The 1083-nt window shown below is 73.3% G+C and carries 1 protein-coding gene; it reads right to left on the reverse strand.

Annotated elements, in window-relative coordinates; genetic code table 11:
* A partial coding sequence (locus H5J30_RS35175; RefSeq protein ID WP_374101071.1) for an alpha-mannosidase occupies positions 1-1083 on the reverse strand: 1083 nt, incomplete at both ends.

A 1083-nucleotide genomic window follows, 5' to 3' on the forward strand; every position in this document is an offset into this window, starting at 1 on the left:
CGGCGGGCAGCCGGCCGAGGGCCTCGGCGATGATCGCCTCCAGCTCCGCGCGGACCTCGCCGTAGACCTGCTCGGCCTGCCGGTGCACCCAGGCGATGGAGGTGCCGGGCAGGATGTCGTGGAACTGGTTGAGCAGCACCCGCTCCCAGACCGCCGCCAGCCGCTCGTACGGGTACGGGGCGCCGGCCCGTACCGCCGCCGTGGCGGCCCACAGCTCGGCCTCGCGCAGCAGCGCCTCCGAGCGGCGGTTGCCGCGCTTGGTGCGGGCCTGACTGGTGTACGTGCCCCGGTGGTTCTCCAGGTACAGCTCGCCGCGCCACACCGGCAGCCGCTCGTATTCCGCGCGGGCCGCGGCGAAGAAGGCGTCCGGCGCACCGCTCTTGACGCGCGGCGAGCCCTCCAGGTCGCGCAGCCGGCGCGCCTTCTCCAGCATCGAGCGGGTGGGGCCGCCGCCGCCGTCGCCGAAGCCGAACGGGACGAGCGATCGGGTGGCCGGGCCCTTGTCGGCGAAGTTGCGCTCGGCGTGGGCCAGTTCGGCGCCAGTCAGCTCGGCGTTGTAGGTGTCGACGGGCGGGAAGTGGGTGAAGATGCGGGTGCCGTCGATCCCCTCCCAGGCGAACGTGTGGTGGGGCAGCCGGTTGGTCTCGTTCCAGGAGAGCTTCTGGGTGAGGAACCACTCGGCGCCGGCCAGCCGGGCCAGCTGGGGGTACGCGGCGGTGTAGCCGAAGGAGTCCGGCAGCCACACCCCGGCCTGGCCGATGCCGAACTCCTCCTCGAAGAAGCGGCGCCCGTGGACCAGTTGCCGGGCGAGTGCCTCGCCGCCGGGCAGGTTGCCGTCGGCCTCCACCCACATGCCCCCGACCGGCGCCCAGGTGCCCGCGGCGACGGCCTTCCTGATGCGGTCGAAGACCTCCGGGTGGCGCTCCTTCATCCAGGCGTACTGCTGCGCGGAGGAGCAGGCGAAGACCAGCTCGGGGTACTCCGCGGCGAGAGCGGTCATGTTCGTGAAGGTCCGCGCGCACTTGCGCACCGTCTCGCGCACCGGCCACAGCCAGGCGCTGTCGATGTGGGCGTGGCCCACGG

Source organism: Streptomyces phytophilus (genome assembly GCF_013870535.1).
Classification (GTDB): domain Bacteria; phylum Actinomycetota; class Actinomycetes; order Streptomycetales; family Streptomycetaceae; genus Streptomyces; species Streptomyces phytophilus.